Origin of the sequence: Marinobacter sp. (genome assembly GCF_048266785.1) — a bacterium.
GTDB lineage: Bacteria > Pseudomonadota > Gammaproteobacteria > Pseudomonadales > Oleiphilaceae > Marinobacter.
This window is the reverse complement of record NZ_JBLWYX010000004.1, coordinates 20249-39180: the sequence shown is the minus strand read 5'-3', so window position 1 is coordinate 39180 and position 18932 is coordinate 20249. Positions and strand designations below refer to the sequence as shown.

Annotated in this window: 22 protein-coding genes; 11 read left to right on the top strand and 11 right to left on the bottom strand. The window is 53.4% G+C overall.

The window, feature by feature from the left end; all coding sequences use genetic code 11:
* Window positions 1-35: 35 nt before the first annotated feature.
* From yghU to ACN0V1_RS07665, 3 genes are all read right to left on the bottom strand, one after another.
* A complete protein-coding gene (gene yghU, locus ACN0V1_RS07675; protein ID WP_291949146.1) occupies window positions 36-911 on the bottom strand; it encodes a glutathione-dependent disulfide-bond oxidoreductase in 876 nt (291 codons plus the stop codon).
* Window positions 912-988: 77 nt separating this feature from the next.
* Window positions 989-1543, bottom strand: coding sequence for a carboxymuconolactone decarboxylase family protein (locus ACN0V1_RS07670; RefSeq protein WP_417544438.1), 555 nt, complete (start codon window positions 1541-1543; stop codon window positions 989-991).
* Between the two features lie 165 nt (window positions 1544-1708).
* Window positions 1709-2647 carry a LysR family transcriptional regulator gene (locus tag ACN0V1_RS07665; RefSeq protein WP_417544437.1) on the bottom strand — a complete coding sequence of 313 codons (939 nt, stop codon included), beginning with the start codon at window positions 2645-2647 and terminating at the stop codon, window positions 1709-1711.
* 122 nt (window positions 2648-2769) lie between these two features.
* Between ACN0V1_RS07665 and ACN0V1_RS07660 the strand changes: the two genes are divergently transcribed.
* The 4 genes from ACN0V1_RS07660 to ACN0V1_RS07645 all read left to right on the top strand — a co-directional run bounded on the left by ACN0V1_RS07660 (window position 2770) and on the right by ACN0V1_RS07645 (window position 5654).
* Window positions 2770-3807, top strand: a complete 1038-nt coding sequence (locus ACN0V1_RS07660; protein ID WP_417544436.1) for a zinc-binding alcohol dehydrogenase family protein — start codon at window positions 2770-2772, stop codon at window positions 3805-3807.
* 47 nt (window positions 3808-3854) lie between these two features.
* The gene (locus ACN0V1_RS07655) at window positions 3855-4145 is read left to right on the top strand and encodes a putative quinol monooxygenase (RefSeq protein ID WP_339780214.1); all 291 of its coding nucleotides are present in this window, start codon (window positions 3855-3857) and stop codon (window positions 4143-4145) included.
* A gap of 316 nt (window positions 4146-4461) precedes the next feature.
* Window positions 4462-4914 carry a MarR family winged helix-turn-helix transcriptional regulator gene (locus tag ACN0V1_RS07650; RefSeq protein ID WP_417544435.1) on the top strand — a complete coding sequence of 151 codons (453 nt, stop codon included), beginning with the start codon at window positions 4462-4464 and terminating at the stop codon, window positions 4912-4914.
* Entirely contained in the window at window positions 4914-5654 is a 741-nt protein-coding gene (locus tag ACN0V1_RS07645) for a siderophore-interacting protein (protein WP_417544434.1), read from the top strand. The genes ACN0V1_RS07650 and ACN0V1_RS07645 overlap by 1 nt, the downstream gene beginning before the upstream one ends.
* A gap of 102 nt (window positions 5655-5756) precedes the next feature.
* Here the strand turns inward: ACN0V1_RS07645 and ACN0V1_RS07640 are convergent, their stop codons facing one another.
* Window positions 5757-6197, bottom strand: a complete 441-nt coding sequence (locus tag ACN0V1_RS07640) for a GNAT family N-acetyltransferase (protein ID WP_417544433.1) — start codon at window positions 6195-6197, stop codon at window positions 5757-5759.
* 314 nt (window positions 6198-6511) lie between these two features.
* Between ACN0V1_RS07640 and ACN0V1_RS07635 the strand changes: the two genes are divergently transcribed.
* Together ACN0V1_RS07635 and ACN0V1_RS07630 are read left to right on the top strand one after the other, a co-directional pair.
* On the top strand, window positions 6512-7666 hold the full coding sequence (locus ACN0V1_RS07635) for a TAXI family TRAP transporter solute-binding subunit (RefSeq protein ID WP_417544432.1): 1155 nt from the start codon (window positions 6512-6514) through the stop codon (window positions 7664-7666).
* Between the two features lie 69 nt (window positions 7667-7735).
* Window positions 7736-9730: a TRAP transporter permease gene (locus tag ACN0V1_RS07630; RefSeq protein WP_417544431.1), complete on the top strand. Its 1995-nt coding sequence runs from the start codon at window positions 7736-7738 to the stop codon at window positions 9728-9730.
* Between the two features lie 86 nt (window positions 9731-9816).
* Here the strand turns inward: ACN0V1_RS07630 and ACN0V1_RS07625 are convergent, their stop codons facing one another.
* Together ACN0V1_RS07625 and ACN0V1_RS07620 are read right to left on the bottom strand one after the other, a co-directional pair.
* A complete protein-coding gene (locus ACN0V1_RS07625; RefSeq protein WP_417544430.1) occupies window positions 9817-10413 on the bottom strand; it encodes a DUF938 domain-containing protein in 597 nt (198 codons plus the stop codon).
* Window positions 10414-10460: 47 nt separating this feature from the next.
* The gene (locus ACN0V1_RS07620) at window positions 10461-11408 is read right to left on the bottom strand and encodes an AEC family transporter (protein ID WP_417544429.1); all 948 of its coding nucleotides are present in this window, start codon (window positions 11406-11408) and stop codon (window positions 10461-10463) included.
* Window positions 11409-11539: 131 nt separating this feature from the next.
* Between ACN0V1_RS07620 and ACN0V1_RS07615 the strand changes: the two genes are divergently transcribed.
* The gene (locus tag ACN0V1_RS07615) at window positions 11540-11944 is read left to right on the top strand and encodes a DUF1330 domain-containing protein (RefSeq protein WP_417544428.1); all 405 of its coding nucleotides are present in this window, start codon (window positions 11540-11542) and stop codon (window positions 11942-11944) included.
* 28 nt (window positions 11945-11972) lie between these two features.
* Here the strand turns inward: ACN0V1_RS07615 and ACN0V1_RS07610 are convergent, their stop codons facing one another.
* A complete protein-coding gene (locus ACN0V1_RS07610) occupies window positions 11973-12308 on the bottom strand; it encodes a branched-chain amino acid transporter permease (RefSeq protein ID WP_417544427.1) in 336 nt (111 codons plus the stop codon).
* Window positions 12301-13005, bottom strand: a complete 705-nt coding sequence (locus ACN0V1_RS07605; protein ID WP_417544679.1) for an AzlC family ABC transporter permease — start codon at window positions 13003-13005, stop codon at window positions 12301-12303. The genes ACN0V1_RS07610 and ACN0V1_RS07605 overlap by 8 nt, the downstream gene beginning before the upstream one ends.
* Before the next feature lie 119 nt (window positions 13006-13124).
* On the opposite strand from ACN0V1_RS07605, the gene ACN0V1_RS07600 reads away from it, so the two are divergent.
* The 4 genes from ACN0V1_RS07600 to pgsA all read left to right on the top strand — a co-directional run bounded on the left by ACN0V1_RS07600 (window position 13125) and on the right by pgsA (window position 16540).
* Window positions 13125-13376 (top strand): hypothetical protein, encoded by a 252-nt coding sequence (locus ACN0V1_RS07600; protein ID WP_417544426.1) that lies wholly within the window; start codon window positions 13125-13127, stop codon window positions 13374-13376.
* A 99-nt stretch (window positions 13377-13475) separates the two neighbouring features.
* The gene (gene uvrY, locus ACN0V1_RS07595; protein ID WP_417544425.1) at window positions 13476-14135 is read left to right on the top strand and encodes a UvrY/SirA/GacA family response regulator transcription factor; all 660 of its coding nucleotides are present in this window, start codon (window positions 13476-13478) and stop codon (window positions 14133-14135) included.
* Window positions 14119-15981, top strand: coding sequence for an excinuclease ABC subunit UvrC (gene uvrC / locus ACN0V1_RS07590; protein WP_417544424.1), 1863 nt, complete (start codon window positions 14119-14121; stop codon window positions 15979-15981). The genes uvrY and uvrC overlap by 17 nt, the downstream gene beginning before the upstream one ends.
* 7 nt (window positions 15982-15988) lie before the next feature.
* Window positions 15989-16540, top strand: a complete 552-nt coding sequence (gene pgsA / locus ACN0V1_RS07585) for a CDP-diacylglycerol--glycerol-3-phosphate 3-phosphatidyltransferase (protein WP_291950936.1) — start codon at window positions 15989-15991, stop codon at window positions 16538-16540.
* Here the strand turns inward: pgsA and ACN0V1_RS07580 are convergent.
* The 3 genes from ACN0V1_RS07580 to ACN0V1_RS07570 are packed head-to-tail and all read right to left on the bottom strand — an operon-like array spanning window position 16495 to window position 18932.
* Complete coding sequence (locus ACN0V1_RS07580; protein ID WP_417544423.1) at window positions 16495-17163, bottom strand: ABC-type transport auxiliary lipoprotein family protein; 669 nt, start codon at window positions 17161-17163, stop codon at window positions 16495-16497. The two genes, pgsA and ACN0V1_RS07580, sit on opposite strands and share 46 nt — an antisense overlap.
* Window positions 17160-18098, bottom strand: coding sequence for an MlaD family protein (locus ACN0V1_RS07575; protein ID WP_417544422.1), 939 nt, complete (start codon window positions 18096-18098; stop codon window positions 17160-17162). The genes ACN0V1_RS07580 and ACN0V1_RS07575 overlap by 4 nt, the downstream gene beginning before the upstream one ends.
* Before the next feature lie 6 nt (window positions 18099-18104).
* Window positions 18105-18932 carry an ABC transporter ATP-binding protein gene (locus ACN0V1_RS07570; RefSeq protein WP_417544421.1) on the bottom strand — a complete coding sequence of 276 codons (828 nt, stop codon included), beginning with the start codon at window positions 18930-18932 and terminating at the stop codon, window positions 18105-18107.

Here is an 18932-nt window from a genome sequence, read left to right as displayed (position 1 = left end):
ACGGCTGAGAGCAGGCTTTCACTCGGACAGGTTGTTCAGACTGTCGTTTCCGTTGCCAGTTTATCCTGAGTTTTCAGATCAAAATCCGAGGCGTCATGGCGCTCATGTAGCTGCTCGGAAGGCTCTCCCGAAGTACGATTTACTATGCGACCACGTTGAACAGCCGGGCGCTCAAGGATTTCTTTAGCCCAGCGCCGGAGGTTTTTGTAGCTCTCGACCTGCAAGAACTCACCAGCACCGTACGCTTCGCCCAGCACCAGATTGCCATACCACGGCCAGGTGGCTATGTCGGCAATGGAGTATTCGTCTCCACCGAGATAACGATGCTCGGCGAGCTCCCGATCCAGTACATCCATCTGGCGTTTCACTTCCATGGTGAAACGATTGATCGGATATTCAAACTTTTCGGGCGCGTAAGCATAAAAGTGCCCGAACCCACCGCCCAGATAGGGCGCTGAACCCTGCAGCCAGAACAGCCAGTTCAGTACTTCGGTACGTGCAGCTGCATCTTTTGGGAGGAAATGCCCGAACTTCTCCGCCAGATAGAGAAGGATCGAGCCGCTCTCAAAGACCCGGCTGCCGGTGTCCGTATCAAAAAGTGCGGGGATTTTCGAGTTTGGGTTTACCTCGACGAAGCCCGAGGAGAACTGCTCGCCATCGCCAATCCGTATCAGGTGAGCGTCGTATTCTGCTCCCGTTTCACCGATGGCCAATAGCTCTTCGGCCATGATGGTAACTTTCTGGCCGTTAGGTGTGCCCAGCGAATAGATCTGTAAAGGGTGCTTACCACGCGGCAGCGTCGCCTTATGTGTAGCGCCGGCGATGGGGCGGTTAGTTTTGGCCCATTCCCCGCCATTCTCGGCGTCCCAGGTCCAGACGCGTGGTGGTTCGTACTGTTTGGTGTTCGACATAATGCAGGCCCCATTCCAGGTTAGTTCAAGCTGCGACGAGTCGGAACGCTGATTAACCGCTCCGACTCGTTGTCTTATTAATCAGCCTTGTACCACTCAAATTTCTGAAAAGGCTTGTCTATCGGCGTGTCGGCAAGGTGGTTAGTGTAGTTGCTCATGGTTTTCTGCGCCAAACCAAGAATGACCTCCAGAACCTGACGCTCGGTGAAGCCTGCCTCCAGAAATGCGGCCACAGCGCTGTCATCAACGTTGCCCCGGTTACGCACAATGGCGAGAGTGAAATCACGCAGAGCTTCCAACCGATCTGTCGGCAGCGGGGTTTCGTTACGCAGCGCCTCGGTGATGGCATCATCAACCTTCATATTTTTGGCGATGCCGGTATGAGCAGGCACGCAGTAGTGACATGCATGTTCAACGTTAATGGTCTGCCACACGACGGTGGTTTCCTCGTCATCGAAGCTGCTGTCCAAAAATAGCTGGTGAAGCCGTTGATAGCCTTCAAGCAGCCCGGGCGCTTCGGCCATAACCGCGTGCAAGCCCGGAATCATTCCGAAGGCTTTAACGGATTTGTCGAGCAGGTCCTGGCTTTCTTTTGGAGCACTTTGCTGATCGTGAAGGGTAAACTTGGCCATGGAGTGGCTCCTTGTAGTAAGACAAATGTGATATGACTCGCATTGATTTGACGCTGCTTTGGTTGAGTGATCGCTCAATAAAGGACGGCGTTGAGCAAAAGCGAGTTCAACGGCAGTACCTTAACTTAACTTGAGTGATCACTCAAGTTATAAATGAGTGACCACTCAAAAACTGATCGAACCTTTGGGCAGAATTCCTTTTTCTGTCAGGTCCTTCAAAATAGCGGCACATTTCATTTGCAGATAATCCCTTAGCAGGCGCATCGCAGGTGTGATGGATTGGCGACTCGGGCAAATGAGCCACAGCTCTGTAACGCGCGGTCGAAATTCGGACATGACGCTGACCACCCGACCGGTCAGCAGGTCATCAGACATATCGAGACAGGACTTGACCGCGAATCCCTTGCCAGCTGCACACCAGCGACGTACCAGGTCGCCATCGTTGGAGGTACGGTCACCTCGCATTCGTACCTTGAACTGCTGGTCGCCGCGGGTGAATGTCCATATATCGTAGGGAATGTCCTGTAATTGGTAGAACAGGCCGTTGTAAGACGCCAGGTCGTGGGGGTGGCTGGGCGTTCCATGCTGCTCAAGGTACGCCGGCGTTGCGCATAGGATGCCTGGTACGTCACAGATTTTGAAACCGTACAGGCCGGCATCGTCGGGGGAGCCGTAGCGTAAGGCCATATCGACGGAGTCCCTGTAGAAGTCGATGTTACTGTCGCTAATATTGACGCGCAGGCTGAGGTGCGGATGGTTTTCCATAAGGTCATCCAGCCAGGGCAGCACACGATTACGCCCTAGATCAGAGGACACGGCAAGGCGTAGCTCACCTTCCACCGAATCCTGGTCGCCCAGAATGTTATGACGTGCCTGCTCCAGCATATTCAATGCCTGCTCGCACTGCGGGAGGTATTTCTCACCCGCATTGGAGAGCCTCAGTTGCCGCGTTGTTCTGACAAAGAGCTCCACACCCAGTGCACTTTCCACTCTTTTCACCGCCGCACTGGCGGTCGCGGTGCGCATGTCGAGACTGGCCGCGGCGGCGGTAATGCTGCGAAACTCGGCCACCTTGAGGATTACTTTGAGGTCGTCAATCGTCATATTGTCAAAAATAATTTGATAGTGTTTCAGGGATTAAGCTGTTTTTGGCAGTTTAGTAAAGGTTCACACTGATCACCAGTTAAACGCCATCATGGCATAAAGCAAACGCAGGAGATCAGCAGATGAAAGCCATAGGTTATAGCGAAGCGCTTCCCATTACCGATAAAAACGCGCTTATCGATATCGAGTTACCACAACCGATCGCCAGTGGTCGTGATTTGTTGGTTCGGGTAAAAGCCGTTGCCGTTAATCCGGTGGACTACAAAATCCGCCAGAATGTGCCTGCGGAAGACGGAAAGTACAAGGTGATTGGCTGGGACGCCGCAGGAGAAGTAGTTGCGGTTGGAGAAGCTGTCACCGGCTTCAAGCCTGGTGATCAGGTTTTCTATGCAGGAGATCTTACGCGCTCCGGAACTAACGCCGAGTTCCAGTTGGTGGATGAGCGGATCGTAGGACATAAACCCCAGAGCCTTTCCGACTCAGAAGCCGCGGCACTTCCACTGACCACTATTACGGCTTGGGAATTGTTGTTTGAGCACCTGCAGCTCAAGCGGCAATCACCGGGGGATCGGGGTAAGTCGAATGAAGTCGTGCTGGTTGTCGGCGCTGCTGGCGGAGTTGGTTCTATTCTGATCCAGCTGGCCAAAACCCTGACCGGGGCAACGGTCATCGCTACCGCATCCCGTGAAGCTTCCAGAAACTGGGTGCAGGCGCTAGGTGCCGACTTTGTGGTGGACCACCGGCAACCGCTTAAGCCCCAGATTGATGCGCTGATGGCAGAGGGGCAGATTGGGGCGGTAACTCATGTGGCCAGTCTTAATGCGACTGAACAGTACTTCGACAGCTACGTAGATATGCTCGTTCCATTTGGCAGAATTGCGCTGATCGACGATCCTGCGTCACTGGATGTGATGAAAATCAAACCAAAGAGTCTGTCACTGCATGTGGAATTCATGTTCGCTCGCTCCATGCACCAGGCTGCGGATATGAATGCGCAGCATGAACTGTTGGAGCAAGTCGCAAATCTTGTGGATCAGGGGTATATCCGCACAACTGCAGGTAAGCATCTGGGCACTATCAATGCCGAAAACCTCAGGGCAGCACACGCGGAACTGGAATCCGGTCGTGCCGTAGGCAAGGTTGTTCTGGAAGGTTTTTGAACCTTCACAACCCGCATTTAACCCTTTTGAAAAGAGAGAACAAACGGATGACTAAGCTTACCATCATTGCTCATATCACGGCCCATGCCGGAAAAGGCGAATTTTTAAAGCGTGAGCTGGAAAAGCTGCTCGTACCCACGCGTAAAGAGCCCGGCTGCCTGCAGTACGATCTCCATCAGGACAACAAGAACGCTGAGCATTTTATGTTCTGCGAGAGCTGGGAGTCCCGCGAGACATGGCAGGCCCATATGGCGGCGCAGCCCCTGCAGGACTACCTCAAAGCAGTTGAGGGAGCCGTTGAGGATTTCACCTTGTACGAAATGAGTCATATTGGCTGAGACACTGGCCGGAACTTTGGAATAACCCTCCAGCGGTCATGCCACTATTGCTGGGCTGCCGAACCCCACGGCGCGTGCAGCGCGATACTGAGCAGTACGCGCTTGCCACGCTTGAGTCTCCGAAAGAGAAAGTAAACGGTATTTGATGGACTCTTGAGTGATCGCTCAAATGCTACACTTTTTGCTAAACCATCGCACGTCAGATTCAGCCGCTGATGCCATTTGATAATACTTTCCTCAGGGCAGTTTGGTTTTGGTTGACAGTAACAACCATTATTCCATATAGTTGACACTATCCACTAGATAGAGGTTGCTTATGCCTGACAGGTCACTTAGCGAAGCCGTGCACCGGTTGATGCATGCATATACACACCTTCTGCGCGAAGGCATCCGCAAACAGCAAATCGAATTACCGGTCACGCATATCAGGGTGCTGAAGGGAATCTGTCGTAACCGTAAGGCGACCGCGCAGTCAATCGCCAAACGAATGCAGCGCGACAAAGCGCAGATCACCCGCGCTTTGAACGACTTGATTGAAGCCCGCTTGATTGTTAAGGCAGATAATCCCCTTGACCGCCGGAGCCAGCTCCTGAAACCGACGCTCAAAGGCAGGAAAGTGATGGCTCAAATTGATGCAGTGGAAGAGTGGGCTGTAGAACAATTGACTGCAAAACTGGGGAGCGATGAGCTCACGCTGTTCCTCCGTATCAGTCAGACCATGGCAGACAGCGCGGAACAGATTGCCAACGCTGAAGAGGGGAAGTCCTGATGTCTAAACCTGCGCCAAGAACTCTGGAGGTGATTCGCTCCGCCTACATCACTCCACATATGCTACGTGTAACGCTTGGTGGTTCGGGATTGGCCGACTTTCCGGAGGATCAGGAAAGCGCTTATATAAAGCTGATTTTTCCGCAGCCCGGGGGGGCGCGACCGTTGATGCGAACCTACACCATCAGCGGACAGCGCAGCGATGAGCTTGATGTGGATTTTGTGCTTCACACGGCAGACGGACCAGCATCAGCATGGGCCCGCAGAGCGAGACCCGGTGATCAGATTCTCGTGGGCGGGCCGGGGCTTAAGAAACTGGTCAATAACGACGCGGACTGGTATTTGTTGGTGGGCGATATGACTGCTTTGCCCGCAATCGCAGTCAATCTCGCTCAGCTGCCCGAAGATGCACGGGGTTACGCGGTTCTTGAAGTTGTGACCGACGAGGATATCCAGCCGCTGCAGCATCCGGAAAATATTGAGGTTCACTGGGTTGTCAATGCCATCCCGAATGTTGATACAAGCGCTCTGCTGAAACGCATTGAACAGCTTGTCTGGCTACCGGGCCAGCCGGCAGTCTGGACGGCTTGCGAATTTCACAGCATGCGGGCACTACGGACATATTTTAAGCAGCAGCGCCAAATGCCAAAAAGCCATCTGTACATATCGAGTTACTGGAAAATTAACAGTACCGAAGATCAACACAAAATTGAGAAACGAGATGATGCGCAGGCAGCGTAATCTTGGTTATCTGAGCAGGCCTATACCGATCTGCTGGCCCTGTGCCAGTTTCTGCCCGGGCCACTGTTTACCTTTGCATCCAACTCTGTTTTTTGGACGCTGTTAACGGATTTCCATCAGAAAGTGGTTTGCCAGTCTCTCGATTTCCAGAAATCCCATTCGCGCGTACAGTCGCTTCGCATCCTGATTCGCATGCAAAACCTGAAGACGAAGCGGAACACCCCGTGACCGAGCGTCTGCCAGCAGGTCACGTAGAAGTGTCGTTCCCAAGCCTTGGCCCTGGTAGTTCGGACAAATCTGGATCTCGTGTAACCAGTTGCAATCTTTAAGTTGTTCCAGAATCACAACGCCGACCCGATCACTCCCTTGTTCGATAATCTGAGCCGGGCGCGGCTTTTCCCACTTCAAGAAAAAAATCTGTCGCTGGAAAGCTTCATCCCATTTACCGAACTGGCGAACCACAACCTCAACGAAGGATTTCCTGTTCAATTCGTATAGCCACTCGATATCGTCGGGCCGTGCTTTTCTTAGGGAGTAATTCATTGGATAAACACTGTTGTGGCCAATGGCCTCCTTTTTTAAGAATTCTCGCGTTTTTTGCGGGCGTCATAACAACCGTCTACTTTGACGGGCCCGAGATGCCCGAACAACCCCGAATATGGTTTCGCCAGACTGAGCTCAACTCTGAAATTCTAAAGAAAATTCAATATTTTGATCATCGTGTATTGCTGAAACTAATCCGCCATCTGAAATTGACAGTATCTTCGATAATAAACTAAAGTCAGAGTGTAAAATAAAATAACATTTCGCACAGCGGAAGAAGAAAGAAATACAATAATTAACAAGAGGATGAAAGAATGCTTAACCTCAAAAGAGGATTGCTTGCCGTGGCTGTGGCCTTGGCTCCTACCTTTGCCTTCAGCGCAGATGGTGTTGAATTACCTCAGACGCTGGGTATCACCGCCTATGGCACCGGTTCGACTGGGTATAGCCAGATGGCGTCCATGGGCAACTTGCTTAAGAACGAGTACGGCGTTTCTCTGCGGATTCTGCCAGGTGAGAACGACGTGTCACGCATGACACCCCTTAAAATGGGTCGTGTTCCTGTTTGCGCCTGCGGCATTGCAGCTTTTTATGGTGCAGAGGGGGTGCTCTTATTTGCAAATAAGAGCTGGGGGCCTCAGCCCATCCGTGTGATTACCACGTCTATTGCAGGCTTCGGCCTCGGTGTTGCGGTAGCCGGCGATATCGGAGCAAAAACGCCCTCTGATTTGAAAGGTAAGCGTGTGGCTTATTTGCGCGGTGATGATGCGAACAACCTGGGTACCGAAGCGATGCTGGCTTTTGGCAACTTGACATGGGATGACGTCGAGCGAGTTGAGTTTCCAGGTTACGGTCGTTCATTTGAAGGAATCGTCGCAGACCAGGTTGATACCGCGTTCACGTCAACCGTGGCCGGGGGGCCTCAACAGGTTGCTGCCGGCCCCCGCGGCATAACCTGGTTGACCCTGGACCCCGAAGACAAGGAAGGGTGGGCTCGCCTGAAGAAAGTCGCGCCCTACTTTCAGCCGCACAAGGTTACGGTGGGCGCTGGTATAGATAAGGATGACCCCTGGATTGGCTCAAGCTACCCATACCCCATAGTTGTAGCGAACGCTGATACAGATAAAACGCTGGTCAAGAGCCTGGTAAAAGTCTTTACAGAAGACTACGACAAGTACAAAGACGCTGCGCCTGGTAACTCAGGCTATGCTCTGGAAAACCAGAATATGCAGTGGGTGGTCCCCTTCCATGACGCCGTTGTGGACTATTACAAAGAGATTGGTCATTGGACTGATGTTATGCAGGAGCATCAGGACATGCTCGTACGCAGGCAGAAAACTCTGTTGGACGCTTGGGAACAGTTTACTTCCGGTAATACCCCCGATTCGGAAGACGAATTCCGCCTTGCGTGGATGAAGGCAAGAGCTGCGGCTCTCGAAGCGGAAGGTATGAGCCCGATTTTTATCTGACATCCAAACCATCGCTGGCGGGAGGCATATGCGCCTCTCGCCTGTATCGCTGACTGGAGTTTCTGCACAATGACGCAAACGCCCGCAATCGATCTGGACAGCGAAAGTGTGTCCGGTATCCGGCAATTGGTGGGGGGGTGGTTGTGGATTCCCCGCCTGTTTACATTGATCTTGACGCTACTGACAATCGACTACCTTTTTAACCTTCAACTGATCAACTTGGTCACTCAGGTCGAAAGCCAGTTCTTTTATACAGTCGTGGCACTCATGTTGCCGTTGGTTTTTCTTTTATGGCCGATGAATCGCTTCGCGGCCCGAAACAAAGTGCCTTGGTACGATGTTTTGCTCTTTGTGGCCTCAGCTGTGATCTGTAGCTTCTTTGTGTTCAATGCAGAGCAAATACTTGATCGGGGGTGGGAGTATGACGCACCCCATTATGCTGTGGTGATGAGCTTTTTGTTGTGGATTACGGTGCTGGAGGCGATACGGAGGGCAGGTGGTCTACCCATAGCTACAATTGTGGGGGTGGCAAGCCTGTACCCCATGTTTGCCGATATGGTGCCGGGGCCTATACAGGGTTTTCCGTCATCACCCGCGCAGACGGCGATATACATGGCTATGAGTCGTGAGGGAATTATGGGTATTCCTCTTCAGGCTTTTGCTAACCTGGTCATCGGGTTCTTGCTGTTTGGTGTTGCGCTGCAAAAGACCGGTGGTGGCAAGTTTTTTATTAACCTGGCGTTCGCTTTGTTAGGGCACGTGCGGGGAGGGCCAGCTAAGGTTGCGGTTTTTTCCAGTGGTTTAATGGGCTCGATGAGTGGCAGTGTAATCACAAACGTTATGACTACCGGGGTCATGTCCATTCCAGCTATGCGCCGGGTCGGTTTCAGCAAATCTTACGCTGCTGGTGTAGAGGCCTGTGCATCGACCGGAGGGGTATTGATGCCACCGGTAATGGGAGCAACGGCCTTCATAATGGCTGCATTTCTGAACATTCCTTACGGAACTATTGCATTGGCGGCGGTCGTTCCCTCAGTGCTTTATTTTCTCGGCCTGTTTATCCAAATTGATGCTTACGCTGCCCGTCATGACTTGAAAGGACTGCCGCCAGATGAGCTGCCTTCACTAAAAGACACACTCAAGGAAGGTTGGTACTTTATTTTCGTATTCGGGTTGCTGATCTGGATGTTGTTTTTCTTGCGGCAAGAAGCAACAGCGCCTTTCTACGCCACGGCACTGCTGCTGATAATCAATCAGGTGCTGCCATATGAGAGGTGGGGCTGGCAGGACCTGAAGGATTTCTTTTCTGAGTCAGGGAAGCTGTTTGCTGAACTTATTGCCATTCTGGCTGGTGTCGGGTTATTGGTTGGTGCTCTGTCGGTTACGGGTTTGTCGGGTACCATCGCCAACGATTTAATCTATCTGGCCGGTGGGGACATATTGGTGCTGCTGTTGATGGGGGCTCTGACCAGTTTCATTCTGGGAATTGGCATGACAGTGACAGCTGCTTATATCTTTTTGGCGGTGGCGCTGGCGCCTGCTCTCATTAACGGTGGGGGCATGGACCCGCTGGCGGTGCATCTTTTTATACTTTATTGGGGAATGCTTAGTTTCATCACTCCTCCAGTCGCCCTGGGTGCGTTTGCTGCTGCGACAGTGGCGGGAGCCAAACCAATGGAGACAGGTTTTCAGGCGATGCGGCTGGGCAGCGTTATCTATTTTATCCCTTTCCTGTTTGTGTTGAACCCTGCGCTTATTTTTCAGGGTAGCTGGGATGAAATTGTCGTGGTCATAATGCAAGCTTTGGCCGGCGTGATTCTGATTGCAGGCTCTATACAGGGCTGGTTGCTCGGTATCGGTAACCTTGCCCGCGGCGGTGTTATCCAGTGGCCGGTGAGGTTCGCCCTGATCCTCGGTGGAATGTTATTGGCAATCCCCGGGGGTGGTCCAGTGCCTCTGACAAATCTACAGTTGTCGCTCGCAAGTGCGGCTCTGATCGTACCTGCTCTGGCCTTAGTGAAAATTATCCAATGGCGACAGCCTGCTGTTTCCATGAATGGTTGAATAATAAATAACGCACTCGTGCTTCCTGGATCGGCGCTTTAATAGCGCCGATCTTCGTAGGGAGAAGCGAATGGGGTCGCTACGGTCTAGCGGCGCTTCCACACCAATAGGCGATTGTTTGCCGGCATTTCAACATCGGTTTCCAGCACCAAATCGTTCAAGTCACCGACCTGATTCAGGTCGTCCATATCCCGAATGCCCATTGTCGGTTTCTGCCGCCTCAGCGAGGCGTCAAACTGCTGGTTGCTGGCACTGGTGAATCGCCCGTTGTAATTAAATGGCCCATACAGGCAGAAGGCTTCGCCCCGTTGGAGGTTCGCAGAAACGCCCTGAAACATCGCTTCAACCTCTTGCCAGGACATGATGTGTGCCGTGTTGGCGGAATACGCACCGTTAATCGGTGGCAACTGCCAGTCACTGGCACTGACATCCAGAGCCAGAGGCTTGTTGATATTTGGTAGTCGTGCCTCTTGCAGCCACGGCTCGCACAGCTGATAGTTGCTCGGGTGGTCACTTGGCTGCCACCTTAGGTGTGGAAGGTTGAGGGCAAAATGAACTGCGTGTTGTCCGGTGCCCGTGCCGATTTCCAGGACGGTTCCGGGCCCAGCGAATATGGCGCCGAGTTTTTCAAGAATAACCTGCTTGTTGTTTTCGCAGGCCTGAGAAAAGGGTTTTCTTTCCACCACACGTGCCCCTGTTTGTCGGTGAATGTTCGGGATTCAAGCTCTGTTTATATCAGTCCTGCACTTTTCAGGACAAATACCCCCAAGGTGATGGAGACACTCGCCATCAGCGTGGTGATTGCGATTATGTTCGCCGCCAGCCGGTCGTTGCCGCCGAGCGCTTTGGCCATAACAAAACTGGCGGCGGCGGTCGGGCTTGCGAAGAACAGGAACAGCAGGCCGAGTTCGGGTCCAGAGAAATCCATCGCCCAAGCTGCGCCAGTGCATAATGTTGGCAATGCCACCATTTTCATGAGCGCCGAGCTGAGTGCGGTTGAACTGTCGCTGCGCAGGGCACTAAGTGACACCGTTGCGCCGATGCACAGCAGTGCCAGCGGTAAGGTGAGGGAAGCAAAATAGTCACCGCTGGTCAGTACCCAGTCAGGCAGTTGCAAATTTAACCAAGCCACTGGGATGGCGGCGAATACTGAAAGTATCAGAGGGTTGCGCAGAATATCCTGCAGGATGCGCTGCAAATGGGGTGGTTGTCCTGGCTGATAAGCTGCCAGCACAATCACCGAAAGCGCATTGTAAGACAGGATGACTACCCCCAGCAGAATACTGCCCGCCGAAAGCCCGAAATCCCCGTACAGGTTTGCCGCCAAAGCAAGCCCGACGATGCCGCAGTTTCCCCGAAAGGCTCCCTGCACGTAAACGCCGCGATCAGCATGTTTAACGCGCCAGCGTGCCCACAACCAGGCCAGACTGAAACTGGCCAAAGTTGCAAAAAGATAGAAAATCAAAAGTCTGGGGTTCAGAGAGGTGCTGAGATCGGCTTTTATGATACTGAGAAACACCAGGGTTGGCAGTGTAGCTTTGAAAACCAGTGCCGAAGCCGTGTGCACGAATGCATCATCAATCCAGCCAACTCTTCGCAGGCCGAGCCCGATAAACACCATGGCAAAAACCGGGAGGGTGGTTTCCAGTGTCTGTTGGAAAATGCTGATCAGGTCCATTTGGATTGGCCAGGGGTCTGAGGATTGGTGCCCACATAATAGATCTGACGGAAAGGTAATGAAATCACTTGCCGGGAGACATGAGGGGTGGGCTATAGTGTCGCGCAACATATCTGAACATGAGGGCCAGCATGAACGCCGTAAATCCCGCGCCGGAGCAACTGAGAAAGGTTCTGGCTGATACGCCTAAAGATCAGCCTGTGGTCATGCTGAACCTGTTACGGTTTCATGACAAAGCAAACTACGCTGATGATTCCGGTGATCGAAGCGGGCGAGAAGCCTACCAGCTTTATATGCGCGAAGCCGCTGCGTGTGTCAGTGCCGTGGGGGCCGAAGTTATATGGTCGGGCCGAAGCGTTGGCTCCCTTATCGCGCCGCCAGACGAATCCTGGGACCAGGTGCTGCTTGTACGCTATCCATCAATCGACGCGTTTATGACAATGATTGAAAGCTCTGAGTACAAGGGAGTGGTCAAGCATCGCACGGCTGCTTTGAGCGATTCAAGGCTGGTCGCTAATCTGGAAGGTCAGCACTGAGGCAAAGCAAGCCTCAGCCCATGAGGCCCTACTCCAAGATGCCGGTCTGGCGTATCAACATATACGCCGCTGTGCCTGCCGCGATAGAGAGCAGGGCATTGCGGCGCCAAAGATGAATAACCATTACTAACGCGCCCGCCAGAATGGCGTCCAGCCCGGGCACTGTCGCTGACCAATCTCCCGAACGCTGCAAAAATACTGTTGCCAGTAAAGCCATAACGGCTGCCGGCAAATAACGGCCCAGGTGTTTGATGAGCGGGTGCTCGGTATGACGCTCAAAAAACAAAAAAGGTATGATTCTGGTTGCAAAAGTCGCGATTGCTGCGACGGTGATGAACGCAACGAGGTAGCCAGTTTCAGACATGGTTGCTGGTCTCCGCGCCGGACCTGGCTCGCAGTTTCCGGTATTGCAGCAAAAGTACCGCAGTAACGATGGCGATGGCACCAATCAACTGATGTGCCGGTGGTAGCAATATCATGGCAACACCCGCAGCGGCTGCGCCGGCCCATACCGGGAAAGCATCTCCAAGGGCTTTGAGCTGTTCGATTGTCAGTACGATAAACAGCGCCACAAGCGCAAATTCGATTCCTGTGCTATCGAAGGCCACATTCCTGCCCAGCAGTGCTCCCAGGGTGCACCCAATCACCCAGTAAACCTGATTGAATGCCGTAATCCGGAAATCAACGTCGAGCTCATGAAGGGTGTCCTGAGAGCGCGACCGACTGGTCAGCAATGAGTAGGTCTCGTCAGTCAGGCCAAAAATCAGATAAAGCTTGCGCCAACCCGCGTCACGGAACTGGCCGAGCAACGACAGGCCGTAGAAAAGATGGCGGGCGTTCAGCACGAACATGGCAATAAACACTTCCAGCAAGCCAGCGTTCGCCGCCAGCAGGCTGACCGCCAGAATCTGACCGGCACCGGCATAGATCACTACGCCCATGAGCGGAGCCGCCCACCATGCATAGTCCAGCTGGGTTGTGAATAGCACCCCGAAAGCCATGCCGAGTGGCAGGTAACCGAACAGAATCGGGAGTGTGAGGCGAAAAACAGACGAGTTCATTAGCATTCAAACTTTCTGGAAACGACGGATAATAGAGAATCGTTTCGAATTTTGAAAGGGGGCAAGGGTTCTCCTTCGTCGACATAATCCTTAAGATGGCGATCTTCACAGGAGATATTATGAGCGACCAAACCGGGCACCAGCCACAACCCGATCCTCGCCAGGAAAAATTCATTGTAGACAGAGAGTTGCTGACGGAAGATCAACTGAATGGTCTCGCAGAAGAGTACTGCACCCGCTACCACGGGCTGAACGATACCGAGAACCCTCTGGCCGAGCGCAGCCGCGTGTTGGCGGCGATCGGCAAGGGTGATCTGGTGGTCTGGTTTGATCCGGTTGAGAACACAGCCGGGCTTGGTGTGCCGGAATGAAAGGTTAACCCCGGAGGGTATTTCGGCTTGCACCTACCCGGGGACGTCTGTAAACGTTACAATCGCGCTGGTTTCCGAACGCGGTGTGCGAGGTGAATTTTGATCAGGGTATTGGTTGTCGATGACCATGAGCTGGTTCGTTCCGGGATAACCCGGATGCTTGCGGACAATCCCGATATTGACGTTATCGGCCAGTCCTCATCTGGTGAAGACGCTATTGAGTTCGTGCGCAAAGATCGTCCGGATATCGTGTTAATGGATATCCGCATGCCGGGCATTGGTGGACTGGAAGCCACGCGGCGTATCCTGAGAATTGACGACACGATTCGTGTGATCGTGGTAACCGTTTGCGCCGACGATCCTTACCCCGCCCGGGTAATGCAGAGCGGAGCCACAGCGTATATTACAAAAGGCGCTGATATCCGGGAGATGGTTCGTGCTATCCGCATGGCAAACTCGGGGCAGCGCTATATAAGCCCCGAAATTGCCCAGAAAATGGCGCTTAAGCAGTTAAGCGGCGACAAGGATGATGAAGGCGAACTGTCGATGTTTGATCGCCTGTCCGAGCGCGAGATGCAGATAGCCATGATGGTGGTGGACTGCCAGAAAGTGCAGGATATTTCGGATAAGCTTTGCCTTAGTCCCAAAACCGTTAACAGTTACCGCTACCGGATATTTGAAAAGCTGGAAATCTCCAGCGATGTTGAGTTGGCCCTGATGGCAGTGCGACTCGGGTTACTCGATGCCCACAAGGTCTGATTCCCCGAGCGATAGCAGCGGGGAGTTCGACAGCAAACACTTCCTGAAACAGCTGACTGAGCGGCCCGGCGTATACCGAATGTACGACGAAGGCGGCTCGGTGCTGTATGTCGGAAAAGCAGGCAACCTGAAGAAACGGGTCAGCAGCTATTTTCGCAAAACCGGCTTGGCGCCGAAAACAGAAGCGCTGGTGACAAAGATTGCTTCCATTGAAGTGACGATCACCGGCAGCGAGACGGAAGCGCTTCTGCTTGAGCAGAACCTGATCAAATCTCTGCGCCCGCCTTACAACATCCTGCTCCGGGATGATAAATCCTATCCTTATATCTACGTTTCTTCCCACAGCGATTACCCTTCGCTGACCTTCCGACGTGGACGCACCAAAAAGGGCGGGGGCACCTGGTACGGGCCGTTCCCAAGCTCGGGTGCGGTCAAGGAAAGTCTTAATATATTGCAAAAAGTATTTCGCATAAGGTCTTGTAGTGAAAGCTATTTTCGAAACCGGACACGCCCCTGTCTTCAGTATCAGATTAACCGCTGTACGGCCCCTTGCGTGGAGTATATTTCGCCCGAGGACTACCAGCAGGATATCCGCCACGCCACCATGTTTCTGGAAGGCAAAAACCCGGTCATTATTCGTGATCTGATGGATGCCATGGAAGAGGCCGCGAAAAATCTGGAATTCGAAAAAGCTGCGTCCTACCGGGACCAGATTAATCATCTGCGCCATGTCCAGGAACAGCAGTCGGTAGATGGCGAAGGCGGCGATGCCGATGTAATCGCCATCGCACAGGATGCTGGCGTTGTGTGCATCGTGGTCATCATTGTGCGCGGTGGCAGGGTTTTGGGAACCAAGGATTACTTTCCCCGCTACTCTCTTGAGCAATCTGAGGGGGAGCTGTTAGGCGCCTTTCTCGGGCAGTATTATTTTGGTGGCAACACGCGCCGCGAGATTCCAAGAGATGTGTTGGTCCCGGTTGATATTGATGGCCAGGAGCTGCTTGCCCAGGCGCTGTCTGATACGGCAAATCGCGAAACCCGTATACGCGGAAATGTGCGAGGAGAGCGGCGCCGCTGGCTGGAATTGGCCATGACCAACGCCCGGCAAACCTTGCTTACGCATCTCGCCAGCAAGGAAACGGTCTACCGTCGTTTGCTGGCACTGCGCGACATGCTGGAGCTGGCAGAGACGCCTTCACGGATGGAGTGTTTTGATATCAGTCACAGCCATGGTGAAAATACCGTCGCATCCTGTGTCGTTTTCGATGAGAATGGGCCCCTGAAAAGTGATTACCGGCTGTACAACATCGAAGGTGTGACAGCCGGTGACGATTATGGAGCCATGCGCCAAGTATTGACTCGTCGCTATCGCCGTATGGTTGCAGGTGAGGGCAAACGCCCGGATCTTGTGTTCATTGATGGTGGTAAGGGCCAGTTGAGCATTGCACGGGAAGTGTTTGATGAGCTTGGGGTTTCTGATATTCCCCTGATCGGTGTGGCCAAGGGCGTAACCCGGCGCGCAGGCATGGAGCAATTGATCGATGCCATGACGGGTAGCGTGTTCCGTGTGCCTGCCGACTCGCCGGCACTGCACCTTATTCAGCACATCAGGGATGAGTCCCACCGCTTCGCTATTACCGGGCACCGTGCAGGGCGCGACAAGAAACGCCGCCAGTCTACCCTGGAAGGCATTGACGGCGTTGGCCCCAAACGTCGTCGGGAATTGATCCGGTATTTTGGTGGCATACAGGAACTTCGCAAAGCCAGTGTCGATGAAATGGCCAAGGTTCAGGGCATCAGCAAATCACTGGCTGAAAACATATACGCAGCACTGCACGACGAGTAATAACAGTATGAATTTACCCAACCTGCTCACACTCTCCCGCATCATCATGATTCCGGTCTTTGTGGCGGTGTTTTATTTCCCCGTGGATTGGAGCTATATGGTCAGTGCGGCGATTTTTGCACTGGCGGCCGTGACTGACTGGCTGGATGGTTATCTTGCCCGCAAGCTGGACCAGAGTACGCCTTTTGGCGCGTTTCTCGATCCGGTGGCAGACAAACTGATGGTGGCCGTAGCGCTGGCGCTGCTGATTCAGGAGTATTCGGCAATTCTGCTTACCATTCCGGCAACAGTGATTATCGGCCGGGAAATTGTGATCTCTGCATTGCGGGAATGGATGGCCGAAATCGGCAGCCGTGGAAGCGTTGCTGTTTCTTACATTGGCAAGATCAAAACCACGGCGCAGATGGCGTCTATTGTGGGGTTGCTGGCATTTCCCCCGGGCCAGTTTCTTTCGGATGTTGCCGTGGGGTTGTTGTATATCGCAGCACTGTTAACGCTTTGGTCGATGGGGCTTTACCTTAAGGCTGCCTGGCCGGACCTGTTTCCTGAAAAGGCCTGATCCGGCCGCGTTTCACAAGCCTTTGCCCAACCAATAACATCTTTTGCAAGCCTTTCCCCGGCGCTGCCAAACGCCTGGACAACCGATTCAATGCCGTTGTCTCTGGCAGGCGTGGAAGCGATGAAGCTGTCAGAACAGAGTGTCACCCGTGAGCGGTTGTCGATCAGTTGCCCATAGATGGCAACGGTCACCCGCGTGCTGTCACCCTGGCGGAGGGTGTGGAAAGCCGTAATCTCCGTGGCCAGTGTCAGGTCCGTATTGCCAGGCCCGGTATCCATCGATACGTCACGGAAGCTTGCGCTTGTCCTGAACGCGCCCACCAGCATATCCCGTAGGATAACCGGCACTGTATCCCGCCACCTTACGCCGTGGTATACCCTGAATTCCCATGGCTCAGGCTTTGCCAGAATCCGCGTGCTGTTAAACGGCTCGGAGGCAAAAGGTGTATCAACCCTGAGACTCTGAGGCTTGCTTGTGACACTTTTTTCAACGTTCTGAGGTGTCGGAAAGTCCATTACCCTTGGTGCTTCAGGGGTTGGGAAAACCGTGCATGCGGTCATCATCCCGGAAACGACCAAGGCGGTACCCACAGCCCGGAAAGCCTTTGCGGTAGGGTTGTTCACTGGGATACCTCCTTGATTGTGGGGCCACCCCAGATGGTGCCCGTGGGGTCTTCTTCCAGGCGACGGGTAAACTGATTCAGGTTTCTTAGTGTGTTTCGCAGCTCTCTCAGAGCCGGTGCCAGCTCGCCCATACCCTGGAGCCCGGAATCCAGCGCGCCTTCGTTATTCCGGGTTAAACGATCAATACGCGCGGCCGTTTCCTGGAACGTTGTCATTGCCTTGTTCATGCTCGTCAGCAAGGATTTCGCTTCGTTCTGTAGCAGCGCATTGGCATTATCGGAGACGGTAGAAACCTTGCTTGCAGCTTCTGCTGTACGTTTGCCCGCGTCGTCCATGCGCTCGAGCAGAGCAACCAGTTGCTCGCGTCTCCCAAGCAGAGAGTCGCTTGCTTCCCGGGTGTTTCGCAAAATCACTGTCAGATTTTCGGTGTTTTCCGCTGAAAGCATACTGTTGGCATTGGTGAGCAGCTTTTCTGCTTTGGTTAGTAGCACTTCGCCGTTGGTCAGGAGACTGTTGAACGCCGAAGGCTCGGCGGTAATCATCGCTGGTTTTTCACGGGTGCCTTCCAGTATAGGGCTGTCTTTACTACCTCCACTGAACTGAACGCTCATGCTGCCGGTAATATTGGCCAGCACCAACCCGGCAAGAGTGTCTTTTCGCACCGGTACACTTTGCTCCACACGCACCAGAACCCGCACGTGGCCGGGGTTGTCGAAATCCAGCCGTAGCTCAAGCACATCACCTACTTCAACGCCGCTGTAGAGAACGGGGTTGCCCTTGGACAGTCCACCTACGGCATGATCAAAAACGATTTCATAATAGGCCCACTCACGGTCTGCAGATGACTTGGCAAGCCACAGCGCAAACAACAGTGCTGCCACCACCGCAACCAGCGTAAAAACCCCGATCACCAGATGATGTGCTTTCGGTTCCATAGTCTCTTACTCCCGTAGCCGGCTCTGTTCCTGAGCCCGGAATGCGTAACTGGCGGCCCGCCCGCGGGGGCCCTGAAAATAATCCTGGATCCACGGATCGTCTGTCGCTGCGACTTTTTCAATGCGATCTGCGACCAGAACTCTTTTTTGAGACAGAACGGCGACCCGGTCGCAGGTTGTATAAAGCGTGTCCAGATCGTGGGTGACCAGAAAAACGGTCAGCCCCAATGCATCCCGGAGTGTAACAATCAATTTGTCAAAAGCCGCAGCGCCTATCGGATCAAGGCCCGCAGTAGGCTCATCCAGGAACAGAATTTCCGGGTCCATCGCCAATGCCCGAGCCAAAGCAGCGCGTTTGACCATACCACCGGAGAGTTCCGACGGGTACTTGCGGGCGGAATCGCCTGGCAACCCTGTCAGCGCCAGCTTCATGCGGGCAAGTTCTTCAGCGTCCGAGCGGGGCAGGCCGCAGTGTTCAATCAAGGGCAGGGCAATGTTCTGCAAAAGATTCAGTGACGTAAAGAGGGCCCCCCGCTGAAAGAGAACGCCAAACCGTTGCTCGGTTTCCGAACGCTCTTTGATGCTCAGCTCGGTAAGATCTTTGCCAAATACGTGTATACACCCCTCTGAGGGCGTATGCAGTCCCACAATGCTTCTGAGCAACACAGATTTACCGGTTCCGGAACCGCCAACAACGCCCAGAATCTCTCCCCTGAAGAGATCGAGATCAAGGTTTTCATGGACGACATGGCTGCCAAAGCGATTATCAAGACTCCGGACTTCAATGACAGAAGCGAGCTTGTTATGGGCTTGTTGGTCTGTTGAGTTCGTCAT

What these genes read in the sequence shown, in the direction of transcription:
- ACN0V1_RS07630 (WP_417544431.1), top strand. Translation starts at nt 7,736, where the DNA reads ATGACGCAAACGCCCGCAATCGATCTGGACAGCGAAAGTGTGTCCGGT.
- ACN0V1_RS07620 (WP_417544429.1), bottom strand. Translation starts at nt 11,408, where the DNA reads ATGGACCTGATCAGCATTTTCCAACAGACACTGGAAACCACCCTCCCG.
- ACN0V1_RS07665 (WP_417544437.1), bottom strand. Translation starts at nt 2,647, where the DNA reads ATGACGATTGACGACCTCAAAGTAATCCTCAAGGTGGCCGAGTTTCGC.
- ACN0V1_RS07660 (WP_417544436.1), top strand. Translation starts at nt 2,770, where the DNA reads ATGAAAGCCATAGGTTATAGCGAAGCGCTTCCCATTACCGATAAAAAC.
- ACN0V1_RS07655 (WP_339780214.1), top strand. Translation starts at nt 3,855, where the DNA reads ATGACTAAGCTTACCATCATTGCTCATATCACGGCCCATGCCGGAAAA.
- ACN0V1_RS07575 (WP_417544422.1), bottom strand. Translation starts at nt 18,098, where the DNA reads ATGGAACCGAAAGCACATCATCTGGTGATCGGGGTTTTTACGCTGGTT.
- ACN0V1_RS07570 (WP_417544421.1), bottom strand. Translation starts at nt 18,932, where the DNA reads ATGACGAACTCAACAGACCAACAAGCCCATAACAAGCTCGCTTCTGTC.
- yghU (WP_291949146.1), bottom strand. Translation starts at nt 911, where the DNA reads ATGTCGAACACCAAACAGTACGAACCACCACGCGTCTGGACCTGGGAC.
- ACN0V1_RS07645 (WP_417544434.1), top strand. Translation starts at nt 4,914, where the DNA reads ATGTCTAAACCTGCGCCAAGAACTCTGGAGGTGATTCGCTCCGCCTAC.
- ACN0V1_RS07670 (WP_417544438.1), bottom strand. Translation starts at nt 1,543, where the DNA reads ATGGCCAAGTTTACCCTTCACGATCAGCAAAGTGCTCCAAAAGAAAGC.
- ACN0V1_RS07615 (WP_417544428.1), top strand. Translation starts at nt 11,540, where the DNA reads ATGAACGCCGTAAATCCCGCGCCGGAGCAACTGAGAAAGGTTCTGGCT.
- ACN0V1_RS07600 (WP_417544426.1), top strand. Translation starts at nt 13,125, where the DNA reads ATGAGCGACCAAACCGGGCACCAGCCACAACCCGATCCTCGCCAGGAA.
- ACN0V1_RS07650 (WP_417544435.1), top strand. Translation starts at nt 4,462, where the DNA reads ATGCCTGACAGGTCACTTAGCGAAGCCGTGCACCGGTTGATGCATGCA.
- ACN0V1_RS07605 (WP_417544679.1), bottom strand. Translation starts at nt 13,005, where the DNA reads ATGAACTCGTCTGTTTTTCGCCTCACACTCCCGATTCTGTTCGGTTAC.
- ACN0V1_RS07635 (WP_417544432.1), top strand. Translation starts at nt 6,512, where the DNA reads ATGCTTAACCTCAAAAGAGGATTGCTTGCCGTGGCTGTGGCCTTGGCT.
- ACN0V1_RS07640 (WP_417544433.1), bottom strand. Translation starts at nt 6,197, where the DNA reads ATGAATTACTCCCTAAGAAAAGCACGGCCCGACGATATCGAGTGGCTA.
- uvrC (WP_417544424.1), top strand. Translation starts at nt 14,119, where the DNA reads ATGCCCACAAGGTCTGATTCCCCGAGCGATAGCAGCGGGGAGTTCGAC.
- ACN0V1_RS07610 (WP_417544427.1), bottom strand. Translation starts at nt 12,308, where the DNA reads ATGTCTGAAACTGGCTACCTCGTTGCGTTCATCACCGTCGCAGCAATC.
- pgsA (WP_291950936.1), top strand. Translation starts at nt 15,989, where the DNA reads ATGAATTTACCCAACCTGCTCACACTCTCCCGCATCATCATGATTCCG.